The organism is uncultured Planktosalinus sp., assembly GCF_963973675.1.
Lineage (GTDB): Bacteria > Bacteroidota > Bacteroidia > Flavobacteriales > Flavobacteriaceae > Planktosalinus.
The window spans coordinates 1-11,770 of sequence record NZ_CAXBAN010000031.1 but is presented as its reverse complement, the minus strand read 5'-3'; the positions used below and the strand labels follow the sequence as shown (position 1 = coordinate 11,770).

11 protein-coding genes are annotated in these 11,770 nt (G+C 35.9%); 4 read left to right on the top strand and 7 right to left on the bottom strand.

Annotated features, from left to right (window positions below; all coding sequences use genetic code 11):
* The first annotated feature begins 104 nt into the window (after positions 1 to 104).
* Positions 105 to 731 (top strand): hemolysin III family protein, encoded by a 627-nt coding sequence (locus tag AACY61_RS02315; protein ID WP_339609806.1) that lies wholly within the window; start codon positions 105 to 107, stop codon positions 729 to 731.
* Here the strand turns inward: AACY61_RS02315 and AACY61_RS02310 are convergent.
* Both AACY61_RS02310 and AACY61_RS02305 read right to left on the bottom strand, forming a co-directional pair.
* Positions 728 to 1,396 carry a ZIP family metal transporter gene (locus tag AACY61_RS02310; protein WP_339609804.1) on the bottom strand — a complete coding sequence of 223 codons (669 nt, stop codon included), beginning with the start codon at positions 1,394 to 1,396 and terminating at the stop codon, positions 728 to 730. The genes AACY61_RS02315 and AACY61_RS02310 overlap by 4 nt on opposite strands.
* Positions 1,396 to 2,127 carry a methyltransferase domain-containing protein gene (locus tag AACY61_RS02305; protein WP_339609802.1) on the bottom strand — a complete coding sequence of 244 codons (732 nt, stop codon included), beginning with the start codon at positions 2,125 to 2,127 and terminating at the stop codon, positions 1,396 to 1,398. Before AACY61_RS02305 ends, AACY61_RS02310 begins: the two co-directional genes overlap by 1 nt.
* A 57-nt stretch (positions 2,128 to 2,184) precedes the next feature.
* On the opposite strand from AACY61_RS02305, the gene AACY61_RS02300 reads away from it, so the two are divergent.
* The gene (locus AACY61_RS02300) at positions 2,185 to 3,333 is read left to right on the top strand and encodes a THUMP domain-containing protein (protein ID WP_339609800.1); all 1,149 of its coding nucleotides are present in this window, start codon (positions 2,185 to 2,187) and stop codon (positions 3,331 to 3,333) included.
* On the opposite strand, the gene AACY61_RS02295 is transcribed toward AACY61_RS02300, so the two are convergent.
* The 4 genes from AACY61_RS02295 to AACY61_RS02280 form a co-directional block, all read right to left on the bottom strand.
* Positions 3,334 to 4,029, bottom strand: a complete 696-nt coding sequence (locus AACY61_RS02295) for a DUF6048 family protein (RefSeq protein WP_339609798.1) — start codon at positions 4,027 to 4,029, stop codon at positions 3,334 to 3,336. It lies immediately after the preceding gene.
* A complete protein-coding gene (locus tag AACY61_RS02290; protein ID WP_339609796.1) occupies positions 4,001 to 4,492 on the bottom strand; it encodes a DUF6452 family protein in 492 nt (163 codons plus the stop codon). The genes AACY61_RS02295 and AACY61_RS02290 overlap by 29 nt, the downstream gene beginning before the upstream one ends.
* Positions 4,492 to 5,907: a 23S rRNA (uracil(1939)-C(5))-methyltransferase RlmD gene (rlmD, locus tag AACY61_RS02285; protein WP_339609795.1), complete on the bottom strand. Its 1,416-nt coding sequence runs from the start codon at positions 5,905 to 5,907 to the stop codon at positions 4,492 to 4,494. Before rlmD ends, AACY61_RS02290 begins: the two co-directional genes overlap by 1 nt.
* A gap of 61 nt (positions 5,908 to 5,968) precedes the next feature.
* The gene (locus AACY61_RS02280; protein WP_339609793.1) at positions 5,969 to 7,399 is read right to left on the bottom strand and encodes an SLC13 family permease; all 1,431 of its coding nucleotides are present in this window, start codon (positions 7,397 to 7,399) and stop codon (positions 5,969 to 5,971) included.
* A gap of 183 nt (positions 7,400 to 7,582) precedes the next feature.
* Between AACY61_RS02280 and rocD the strand changes: the two genes are divergently transcribed.
* Entirely contained in the window at positions 7,583 to 8,863 is a 1,281-nt protein-coding gene (gene rocD / locus AACY61_RS02275) for an ornithine--oxo-acid transaminase (protein WP_339609792.1), read from the top strand.
* A gap of 79 nt (positions 8,864 to 8,942) precedes the next feature.
* Here the strand turns inward: rocD and AACY61_RS02270 are convergent, their stop codons facing one another.
* On the bottom strand, positions 8,943 to 10,853 hold the full coding sequence (locus AACY61_RS02270) for a T9SS type A sorting domain-containing protein (RefSeq protein ID WP_339609791.1): 1,911 nt from the start codon (positions 10,851 to 10,853) through the stop codon (positions 8,943 to 8,945).
* A 204-nt stretch (positions 10,854 to 11,057) separates the two neighbouring features.
* On the opposite strand from AACY61_RS02270, the gene AACY61_RS02265 reads away from it, so the two are divergent.
* The gene (locus AACY61_RS02265; RefSeq protein ID WP_339609789.1) at positions 11,058 to 11,624 is read left to right on the top strand and encodes a Smr/MutS family protein; all 567 of its coding nucleotides are present in this window, start codon (positions 11,058 to 11,060) and stop codon (positions 11,622 to 11,624) included.
* Positions 11,625 to 11,770: the final 146 nt, after the last annotated feature.

Genomic DNA, 11,770 nt, shown 5'->3' with positions numbered 1-11,770 from the left:
TTAAAACCCTTCATCAATCGATGAAGGGTTTTTTTGTTTACTAGACTTTTAAAATTACAAAACTGTAATATAATCTTCTTATTTTTATTTCTGAATTTATTAGAATGCGAACACAAACAGAAAAAGAAGAGTTTTATAACTGGCTTACTCACGGAATAGGTTTTTTACTCAGTATTTTGGGTTTTATTCTCCTACTTCTATATGAAGCAAAAGGAACGTTTCAAAGTATTTTAAGTGTTTCTCTCTATGGCAGTTCACTTGTTTTACTTTATTTCTCTTCTACTTTTTATCATTTTGAAAAGCGCACATCCCATAAGGATAAGTTGCGAATACTGGATCATATTAGTATTTATGTTTTAATAGCAGGCACCTATAGTCCTATTGTTTTGTTATTGTTGGAAGATAGCCTAGGTTGGGAACTTTTCTGGACAGTATGGGGAATAGTAGCTGTAGGAGCTATATTAAAACTCTTTTTTACGGGAAGATTTGAAACTATTTCTCTAATACTCTATGTGGTTATGGGATGGTTGATTGCTATTGACTTCAATGTATTGTATGAAAGAACAGACGCTTTAGGATTAACGCTTCTGGCTCTTGGGGGGGTGTTTTATACCGTGGGAATCCTTTTTTATATAAGGCACCGGGTTAAATTCTTTCACGTAGTCTGGCATATTTTTGTTTTGCTGGGCAGTTTTTTTCACTATTTGTTCATTTTTTTAAAAGTCATCTAAAGCATGTAAGCTAGAAAAGCAGCAAAGATAACTATCAGTAATTTTGCCATATTAAATTTATGGCCTTCACTACTTTCAAATAATATGGTAGTTGATACATGTAAGAAAATTCCAATAACCAAAGCTGTAATCTCAACTGAATAAGCATTAAAAAATTGTATTTTATCTGCTGCTAGACTTCCGGCGGGTGTCATAACAGCAAATAAGAGTAAGAAAATGAAGGTTTGTTTTTTTGAATATTTTGCCTGAATAAAAAACAGGGTTAGAATAATAGCAATGGGCACTTTGTGAATTACTATACCAAGAACCAAATGGTCGTGACTGTGTATGGGCATCCCTTCCAAAAATGCATGTATACTGAGACTTAAAAAAAGCATCCAAGGAAAAGTTTTATCTTGTGTATGTAGATGCACATGTCCATGCTCAGCACCTTTTGAGAAAAATTCAAGAAATATTTGGAGAATAATACCAACCATTATAAAAACACCCACATAGTTGCTTTGAGATTTATATACTTCAGGTAATAATTCAAAAACGGTGAGAGCTAGTAAAAAGGCACCACTAAAAGCGAGGAAAAGCTTTATGCTTGCTGGCTTTTTTGGTTTAAAAAGGATCACAAATAAGAATCCAATTGCAATGGAAAGAATTGGTAAAAGGTAGTTCATTAATTAAAAATCAGGATTAATCTAGTTGAATTATTTACATCAAAACTTTCTAAATTGTAATTTCCAAAAGTACATATTAAATCAATTCCCACTTTTTTAAAATAGGAGTGAAAATCATCCAAAGTGAGTATTTTTACTTTTTCAGTGAACGTATAGCTTTCATTAACATCTGTAAATGAGATATCTTTGTATAGGTAACCTTCTTTTTCATACCGATGAATAAGAAATTTGATTTTATTGACGGTTTTAGTTTCCTTTTCAATTAAATTTTGAAGTACATAATTTACATTCATGAAATCAATAACTCCTTTTCCGCCTTCATTTAAGTTTGATTTTACTGAATAAAGTGTCCTAAGATTGTCTTCTTCCTTTTCAAAATAGCCAAAACTTGTAAAAAGATTAAAAACAGCATCAAATTTTGACGGAAAAGGTTTACACATATCGTGTACTTTAAAATGTAAAGTATCATTTTCAAAATCTTTTGCATATACGATACTTGCAGGTGAAATGTCAACTCCAGTCACATCAAAACCAAGTTTGTTAAGACTAATTGAATGTCTTCCCCTGCCACAAGCAAGATCAAGTATGGAATCACCTTTTGAAAGTTTGAGATAGCCAGTAAGCTTTTTCATAAAGTGCTCGGCTTCTTTATAATCTCTGTCTTTATATAAAATATGGTAGTATGGAGTATCAAACCAGGAGCTAAACCAGGATTCGTTCAGTTTTTGCATTGTATTTCATTATGACGTCTAAATTAATGTATTTTTGCAGCATTAAGAAGTTGTTTTATGGAAAAAAATTTTAAAATGCTTGCTAAAACCATGTTTGGTTTTGAAGAAGTCCTTGCCAAAGAATTAAAAGACTTAGGTGCTCAGCAAGTTGTAACAGGAACCAGAAATGTTTCATTTTTTGGTGATCAAGGGTTTATGTATAAGGCTAATTTGTGTTTACGCACAGCTATCAAAATTTTAAAACCAATTTACAGCTTTAAAGCACGAAACGACGAGCAATTATATCAGCAAATCAGAAAAGTAAACTGGCAGGATTATTTTGGTCCAACCACCACATTTGCTTTGGACGCGACTATCTTTTCAGATTTCTTCAATCATTCTCAATATGTTATTCACAAAGTGAAAGATGCTATAGTAGATCAATTACGAGAATCTACCGGTGAACGCCCATCTATCGATACTCTACATCCTAATTTTCAAATCAACATACACATTCAAGGAGATCAGTGTACGCTATCGTTAGATAGTTCAGGTGGAAGCCTTCACTTAAGAGGTTATCGTACTGACACCAATATTGCTCCTATCAATGAGGTGTTGGCTGCTGGGTTGTTGCTACAATCAGGATGGAAAGGGCAAAGTGATTTTTTGGATCCAATGTGTGGAAGTGGCACGTTTTTGATTGAAGCCGCTATGATTGCTTGTAATATTCCAGCAAATATCAACAGAAGAGAATTTGGGTTTCAACATTGGAATGATTATGACGAAAAGCTGTTTGAAGTAATTGAAAATGCACTTTTAAAACGAATGACTAATTTTAATTACACCATTGTTGGATATGACAAAGCTCCTTCTGCTATAGCTAAAGCGAAAGAAAATATTAAAAACGCAAACCTTGAAGAGTTTATTAAAGTGAGTCATGAAGACTTTTTTAAAACTGAAAAAAATACTAGTGGACCGTTGCACATTGTTTTTAATCCTCCGTATGATGAACGGTTAAGTATCGATATAGAAACTTTTTATGGAGACATTGGAAACACTTTAAAAAGGGGGTATTCAAATTCTGTAGCCTGGTTTATTACTGCAAATTTGGAGGCATTGAAGTTTGTTGGTTTAAGACCTTCCAGAAAGATTAAAACATTTAACGGAAAGCTGGAAGCTCGTTTTGTAAAATATGAACTATATGAAGGAAGTAAACGAAGAGGCTAATTAATTTTTTGAGATTGGAATTAAATAACTGATACCATACCCAAAACCGGCACCAAACTTACTGTTTTCATAGGTTCTTCCAAAACCCGGTATGTAAAGGTTTTCAAAGTTTTCAGGTGTTTTTTCTGCAACCCTGTTCTTTAAATGTAAGTTTATCGATAAGAATAAATTATTAAGCACTTCAGCCTTAATGCCCACAATTAATTCAACCCAATGAACTTTGAGCCCTTGGAATTCAATAGTTTCTGTGCGAACATCGGGTGGAAAAAATAGTGCTTCAGTTGCTATTTCATAATGCAATAGTTCTTGAGAAAATGCAGAATACCCATAACGTAACCCACCAAAAATCATATTGTTTAAACCATACCAGTTTTTATGAGCATTGTAGTCAAATCCAATTTTAAAATAGCTTCCTTCTCCTTTTGAAGTAATTCTGTCATCAAAAGTAGTTTTCTCATCCATACCAATTTCAAGAGCTAAATAATAGTTTTTATATATTCTGTAATCTGCCATTACTTCGAAACCTGAAAAGTCTTCATCAAAGAGTGTCCTCGCAGGTTTAAAAATATCCAGTCCCACCCGAAGGCCAAAGATTTCCTTGTTACTGATAGTATCTAAAGTTTCAGTAGTTGTTTGAGCCTGTAAAAACTGAACGACAAACAAAAGGTTAATGATAAATATACAAATGTGCTTCATCTTGGTTTCTTGCATTTATACTGTCGGATTGAATATTCATTTGAGAAATCCAACTTTGCTGAGTGGGTAGTGCTAATTCAAAATTAAGCTCTTTAAAGTTTGTTCTAAAACCACAAGCCCTATTGATATATTCATCAGCTCTTTGATAAGAAAAGGATACAAAATCAATATTTTGAATGCTGTCATTTGCATTTGAAATAAAAAAATATTCTGTAAAATCAGCACCTGTAAAAAGTGGTATGGCTATTGAATCGGTTGTAACAGGTGCGAATATACTAATCTCATCTTCAGGCCTGATAACGGTAAAAGCATTTACTTCCTTAGAGGCTTCAGGATTTTCAGCATTAAAGAACTGAATGATTAATAAAGGTGTTTTAGGTGTTTCAGCCGGACAAATGTCATCCCTGGTACACCCTTGAAATAAAGTAAGTAAACAAATTAAAAGCAGCAATTTTTTAATCATTATGTTCGTTTTTCCAAAAGTACAACATTTTCTACATGATGTGTTTGTGGAAACATATCAACGGCCTGTGTTTTTACGAGTTTGTATTTTTTATCCATCATTTCAAGATCCCGGGCTTGTGTGGCACTGTTACAACTAACATATACAATCTTTTGAGGGGCTACGTTCATAATTTGTAAAACAACATCTTTGTGCATGCCATCCCGTGGAGGATCTGTAATAATAACATCAGGATGTCCATGCCGGCTGATAAACGATTCTGTAAAAATCTTTTTCATATCACCTACAAAAAACTCTACGTTGTGAATATTGTTTAATTGAGCATTTTGTTTTGCTGCTTCTATAGCATCGGGAACTGATTCAACACCAATCACTTTTTGGGCATTTTTGGCAACAAACTGTGCGATAGTACCTGTCCCGGTATAGAGGTCATAAACCAATTCATTTCCTGATAAACCGGCAAACTCACGTGTGATTTTGTATAGCTCATAGGCTTGTTCAGAGTTGGTTTGATAAAATGACTTTGCGTTGATATTAAATTGTAGTCCTTCCATTTTTTCTACAATATAATTGCGGCCTTTATAGCAATGGACTTCTAAATCATACAAGGTGTCATTCCCTTTAGGATTAATGGCATAGAGCAATGAAGTGATTTCGGGAAATTTAGTGGCAAGGTGATCGAGCAGTTGTTCTCGTTGGATGCTATTTTCTTTATAAAACTGAATAAGTACCATTAATTCACCGATGCTAGTGGTTCTGATCATTAGGGTTCGTAAAAAACCTTCCTGTTTTCGGGTGTTAAAAAATGAAAGCTTGTTTTTAACGGCATAATTTTTTACTTCCAAGCGGATGCTGTTGGAAGGTTCTCTTTGTAAGTGGCATTCTTTTAAATCAAGAATTTTATCCCACATTCCCGGAATATGGAATCCTAATGCATTGCGATTTTCAAACTCTATATCTGAATTAATTTCGTCAAAAGTAAGCCAACGACTGTCAGAGAATGAAAACTCCATTTTATTTCTGTAATAATACGTGTTTTTGGATCCTAAAATTGGAGAAACATCTGGCAGATCAATTTTTCCTATGCGCTTTAGGTTATTGACAACCTCTTTTTCTTTAAAATAAAGCTGTTCATCATACTTCATGTTTTGCCATTTACAGCCGCCGCAAATTCCAAAATGAACACATTTGGGTTCTGTTCTTCTTTCTGAAAGCTCGTGAAAAGCGATGGCTTCTCCTTCATAATATGCACTTCTTTTTTTTGTAGTTTGAATATCCACTACATCGCCCGGGATAGCATTGCCTAGGAAAATTACCTTTCCGTCTGGTGCCTTCGCGATGCTCTTTCCTTTTGCACCGGCATCCAACACTGCTATATTTTCAAAAATTTGTCTTTTGTTTTTCTTTCTTGCCATAAGGCAAAAATAAGGGTTTGACTTAGATTTTCTGTTTATTTCACTACCAATTTAATTCTATTTAGGAAAAAATAAAAGTAAGCAGTAAGGTCCATAAAATAATGACAACGGGACCGGCTAGCCCGATGAATAAACCACCAAGCCTGAATTCTGATTGCTCCACAAGTCCGGTACTGTAAACAATGGCATTGGGAGGTGTAGAAACAGGAAGGAGCAAGGCACACGAAGCACTTAGTCCAATAACCATTGTAAATATAACAGGATTCACATCACCATAAATACTTATAAGCGAAATTGCCACCGGCACTAAAATAGTAGTCGCAGCCGTATTGCTCATAAAATTGGACAAGGCTACTGTGAGTAAACTAAAGAGCACTAACAATAAATATACGTTCATATCAAACACACTTATTTTTGAAACAAAGTAGAGGGCCAGTTCTTGTTCCTGAATAGCAATTCCCAAGGCCAGTCCGCCGGCAACTAACATTAGAGTATCCCAGGGAAGTTTTCTCACATCATCAGCATCAATAATCCCCATCATCGTCAAAGCTACTATGGGAATTCCTGAAACAGCAGCCACCGGAATTCCTGACCACTGTGAAGTAAGCCAAAGAAAAATGGTGAGCATTAATACTATAAGTACAATGCGCTTTTGAAGTTTTTCCTCTTTTCTTTGGTCTTTTTTGCGTTCGAGATCTTTTATAAAATCAATCGATAATTTCAGTTCGCCGAGTTTGTACTTATTCAATAAGAGCTTCCAGGTCATAAAGGTGAGGAGCAATGCCACCGGCACACCAACACTCATCCATTGCAGAAAACTGATTTTTATTCCAATAGCCTCCAGCGCACCCACGGCAATGGCATTTGGTGCCGAACCAATTATGGTTCCCATTCCACCAATGGCTGCGGCAGAGGGAATACCCAGTAAAAATGCTTTTTGAAGGGCTTTGTTGTCAATTTTAGAAAACAGAGGCGTTACCGTTGCCAGCATCATAGCCGTGGTGGCCGTATTGCTCATCACCATCGATAAAATTGCTGTGACAATCATAAGTCCCAGAATAATGTATTTTGCTTTGTCTCCAAACCTTGGAGCTGTAATAATAAGTAACTTGATATCTAGTCTTGTTTTTCGCATTGCTTCCGCAAGAAAAAAGCCTCCCAAAAACAACCAGATGACCCCATCAGACCATGTTTGTACATAATGCTTCACATCCATAGTACCTTCCCGTCCCATAAAGAAGATGAGATAACCAACAATAAAAATACCTACGGCAAAGGGAGGTATGGCTTCAGTAAACCATAATAATATGGAGAAAAATAACAAAAACAGGACTATATATTGTGTTCTCACAAAGTGGTCACCACCTAGAAAATAGGTTAATGCGGTGGCTATTGCGATACACATTAAAAAGATTCCAACTTTTGTATTTCGGGCATAGACGAATGGGTACTTTGCAATTTTTTTTAAAGAATACCCTCTGGAATCTGACATGAATAATTACTTTACTTTCAAAAATAAGCTATTCATTTTAGCTTAAAAATGACATTGCGCAATATTTTGAGATTCTTTATTTATTTTAACGGATTATAGCTATTTTTGTACTTCAAGGATGATTTCTCTCCACGATTTAAGCCAAGCAGGAATACTATTAGTTAACTTTTTAAAATTTCATCTATGCTTACTTTAGACAAAATCACATCACAACAAGCCATTGACCTGGAAGACAAACACGGGGCTCATAATTACCACCCGCTTCCTGTAGTTTTAAGTAAAGGTGAAGGCGTTTACGTTTGGGATGTTGAAGGAAAAAAATACTATGATTTTTTATCAGCTTACTCTGCAGTAAATCAAGGTCATTGTCATCCTAAAATTGTCAATGCCATGTCACGTCAAGCGGAAACGCTTACGTTAACTTCAAGAGCTTTTCACAATGATATGCTGGGGCGTTTTGAGAAATACATCACCGACTATTTTCAGTTTGACAAGGTATTACCAATGAACACTGGTGCAGAAGCCGTTGAAACCGCTATAAAAATAGCCAGAAAATGGGCATATGAAGTGAAAGGAGTTGAAGAAACCGAAGCACAAATCATCGTTGCAGAGAATAATTTTCACGGAAGAACTACCACTGTTATTTCTTTTTCAAACGATAAAAATGCCAGAAAGAATTTTGGGCCTTTCACACCAGGGTTCATAAAAATTGATTATGATGATATACAAGCTTTGGAAAAAGCCATCACTAGCAATAAAAATATTGCCGGTTTCCTCATTGAACCCATTCAGGGAGAAGCCGGTGTTTATACACCTGCAGATGATTATATGAGCAAAGCAAAAGAATTGTGTAACAAACACAATGTTCTTTTTATGGCAGATGAAATCCAAACCGGAATTGCTAGAACAGGCTCTTTACTTGCCGTTTGTGGTAACTGTACTTGTGAAAATCACTGTGAACGTCAGTCAACTTACAGTCGCCCTGATATTTTAATCCTTGGAAAAGCCCTTTCAGGAGGTGCTTATCCTGTTTCGGCAGTACTGGCAGACAATCACATAATGAATGTTATAAAACCCGGTCAACACGGTTCCACATTTGGTGGGAACCCCGTTGCAGCAGCAGTAGGTATGGCAGCTCTGGAAGTTGTTAAAGATGAAAATCTTACACAAAACTCAAGAGTACTTGGCGAATTGTTTAGAAGTGAAATGCAAAAATATATAGAAAACAGTTCAATAGTCAAATTAGTGAGAGGGCGCGGTCTATTAAACGCTATTGTAATTAATGATACTGAAGACAGTTCAACTGCCTGGGACATTTGTATTGCACTTCGCGATAATGGCTTATTAGCAAAACCAACCCACGGAAATATCATTCGCTTTGCACCACCTTTGGTGATGAATAAAGAACAACTGCTTGATTGTGTTTCGATTATTACCAAGACACTGCAAGCTTTTGAGCAATAATCAGAGACTTCTATGAATCAAAAAGGGCTGATTGAATTTCTTCAATCAGCCCTTTTTTTAGAATGGGTACATTCTATATTTATCTGTTATGAACGGTAACTTTGTAATCAATTACAACTTCTTCGGCTGTAATGAGTTTAACCAAGTATACACCACTACTTAAACTAGCAGTGTCAAAGGTGTATTTGTTTTGTTTACCTAAATTATTTTCCTGAATGACCACCTTACCTGTCATATCATATACATAGGCTGATTTAATGTCTAACACATCTGGATTGTAAACTTCCAGCTGTTTTGCTTTGTTGTTTTGGAAGAAATCAACCTTTGATACCACTAAATCTTTCACTTCTTTTTCTTCTTCCATAGTTCTTGTACGATCTTTGAAAACTATAAAAAAGCGTCTGTCGATTTGTGTTGCAGGGCCATTGACAGTAATATTTGCGCCATTTTCTTCATCAATTAATTGAAAGGTGTTTTCTTGACGGTCATACAACCATATATTTATGGAGAACCCAAAGCGTTCTTTAATCTTGATATTGAATTTGGTTTGTCCATTTTTAGTTTTAACACCAAAAGGAATTCTATCATTGAAATCAAAAGGTCTGGTTTGAATAACATAAGGATCTTCTTCACCTACAAGTGGCCAAAAGCTATCACCGCTGTTTATCAGTAAGGGGTGTTTGCCATCAAAGCCCCAATCTTTACCTTTTGTAGTGTTGGGTGAAAACATCAAGACCAATTCACGCCCATACAGCTCATTGGTTTCAACTAACAAACGTACAGTTCTTAAGAGGCCAAAACCATTGTTTTTTGTTTGGTTGTCAAAATCTATTGTTTCTGGATCAACAGTGTTTTTAAATTGCACTAATGAGGTGCTTTGTGGTACAAATACCCTCATGTCATTTGTGAACTCTACTGTTCCGCCATCATCACCTCTTACCATAAACCCCTGACCAATAGCTGCAAAACGAGTACTATCGTCATAGTCTGTACCAGAGCCATATGTTGGACCAGGTATAGGATCTCCAGCCCCTGTGTACATTATGTATACAGCAGGTGAAAACTCTCCGGTCACACCACCTCCATACTCTGCATCAACTGGAGAACCACCGGCTGGCACCCAGGAACCATAGCCCCCTTGAATTTGATTTAAATAGTGAGAATTGATTGTTCTGTTTTGATCCCAAAACCAAATAGTGCCTTGAATTTTATTGACATTGTGTGCTAAAAAAGCTGTTAAATCAATAGTTGAAGGGTAGGGGTTGCCTAACAAGGCTTCTTCGTTACCGGCTTGAACACCTGTAAAGCTGATTGTACCATTGTTGGGTCTTCCTCTAAAGTCATATAACTGGTCGTGGGCATTTTCAAAGTACGTACCATAAGAGGCGTCACCGGTACCTCTCATAGTAAAGCCGGTTCCTGCAGGAATATTGGTGCTATTACCAATATAATTCCAGTTAGCATAACCTGATTCTCCTAAAGTATAGATCCAGCGTTGAGAAATTCTTAGTGAGGTTGCAGTTTCACCAACAGCACTTGGCACACCGTTCAAACTTCCTATGGATGTTTGAGGTAGACTATGTGTAGGCTCTAGTGCACTTATGCCATCGTGTTGTACATCAAAGATACGTGTAATTCCAAATGTGGTGTTTCCTGCCCCACCTGATGGGTTGCCCACGGGAGAGCCCCAGTAGTTATAATCATATGAATTTCCCCAACCTCGTTGCCAGACAGACAATGAGCCATTGCCTGCATTTAGTGATGATGAGGCTCCTTGAATTAATTGAGAGTCTCCTCTTAAATAAATACTTGCTTGTGTTTCTTCTTCATCATTTTCAACCAGCTGAACGTCTTGTTCAACAAACAGCACCACATCGTTAGCATAAAGATAGCTGTCTGTATTTGTTGAAGGGTTTGGACGCACAAAAAGCTGTGCAAACATATTACTAGCTAATAGCAATAGGGTTGCTGTAAGTAGTAGGTGTTTCATAATTAAATAGTTTTAAATCAGTAGTTTGGGGTTTTACTGCGGTTATAATTGTATCAAAAATACAATATTTTTTAATAATTAGTTAAAAATGAGTGTTTTTTTTCGATTATCTGCTTGGTTTATAGATTTATAGTTGAATGAAAATAGAAGGTTTTAATGGAATGTTTTTATAAAGTATCTTTGTGGAAAATTTTGATTTGAATTATGAAATTTAAGATTGGTGATGTTGTTTTTGCAATAGATGAATTGATAGAAGGAAAAGTAGTTGGCTTTAAAGACAATCAAGTTGTGGTTGAGACTAAAGATGGATTTGAATTGGATTTTAATGAAAACGAGTTGATTGCATCCAGCGAGACGATTTCACAAGAAATTGAAATGTCAGTCCCACATCCCGAAGTTTTTAAAGAAAAGGAATCTTCCAAGAAGCACAAATCGCCCCTTTTAAAAAAAGAAAAACACATTCCTGTTTTGGAGGTTGATTTGCATATCAATCAGCTTGTGAAATCTACCCGTGGAATGGATAATTATGATATGCTCAATTTACAGATTGAGACAGCCCAGCGTCAATTGGATTTTGCTATTCAAAAGCGATTTCAGCGTTTGGTCTTTATTCACGGAGTGGGTGAGGGTGTATTGCGTCAGGAATTGGAGTTTTTATTAAAACGCTACGACAATATTAAATTTTATGATGCAGATTATCAGAAATATGGACGTGGTGCAACCGAAGTGTATATTTTTCAAAACCCCGCCGCACAGAGTTCTAATTACTGATGAACCCCAGTTCAATAGTTTCCCGTATTATGACCTCGTTTTGACTTTCCAGTTTGATATTGTTCAGCAGCAATATGGGAAACAAAATATTTTAGAGAAGACAGATGAAAAGTTTGTTAACCTGACCCCAGAGAAAATAAATGAAC